Annotated in this window: 1 protein-coding gene; it reads right to left on the reverse strand. The window is 68.8% G+C overall.

Annotation, left to right across the window (positions count from 1 at the left end; translation table 11 throughout):
* Positions 1 to 448 (reverse strand): MATE family efflux transporter (locus tag DVK01_RS21395; protein ID WP_255410244.1); only part of this gene is annotated, 448 nt, incomplete at both ends.

The raw sequence follows: 448 nt of genomic DNA on the forward strand, positions 1-448 counted from the left end.
GCGGTGAGCGTGATCATCGCGAGCGCGCTCGTCGTCTGCTCGACGCAGGACGGGAGACCGAGCCGGAAGATGTCGCGGATGAAGTCGAGGTCGGGCGCGAGGTGGCCGACGGTCACGTTCGGGCCGTAGCCGGTGCCGAACAGGATCCAGAGCCCGATGGCGGTCGCGACGCCCCCCGAGAGGATCGTCGCGAGCGCGGCGCCCTGGATCCCGAACCCGGTTATCCCGGTCGCCGAGAGCAGGGTGGCCTCCAGCGCGACCGGATCGAGCGCGGCGACGCCGGGCACCGCGGCCAGCCACTGGAACAGCGGGTTCCCGTCGAACCCGAAGATGAAGAACGGGTCGAGCAGGACGTTCAGGAGGACGGAAATGAACATGACCGCCATCGGCGTCCGCGTGTCGCCGTAGCCGCGCATCAGCGCCGAGAAGACGAAGAAGCCGAACATCA

It is taken from the genome of Haloarcula sp. Atlit-120R (assembly GCF_003665885.1).
In the GTDB taxonomy this organism is placed as follows: domain Archaea; phylum Halobacteriota; class Halobacteria; order Halobacteriales; family Haloarculaceae; genus Haloarcula; species Haloarcula taiwanensis.